Annotated in this window: 1 pseudogene; it reads right to left on the minus strand. The window is 44.4% G+C overall.

From position 1 onward, the window contains the following. A pseudogene (locus ACNG5D_RS16120) lies at window positions 1-277 on the minus strand (hypothetical protein); the annotation flags it as partial.

Raw genomic sequence — 277 nt, forward strand, 5'->3', positions numbered from 1 at the left:
GTACCTGTTGGTACTGTTGGCGTACTTGGATCATCTATACCTGTAGTTTCTTCACAATCCGTTAAACCATCACCATCACTATCGGTTGTATTGATGCCTACTGGGCTACATGGATCGTTTTCATCGGATGTACCTGTTGGTACTGTTGGTGTACTCGGATCGTCTATACCTGTAGTTTCTTCACAATCCGTTAAACCATCACCATCACTATCGGTTGTGTTGATGCCTACTGGGCTACATGGATCGTTTTCATCGGATGTACCTGTTGGTACTGTTG

It is taken from the genome of Algibacter ulvanivorans (genome assembly GCF_048381495.1).
GTDB lineage: Bacteria > Bacteroidota > Bacteroidia > Flavobacteriales > Flavobacteriaceae > Algibacter_B > Algibacter_B ulvanivorans.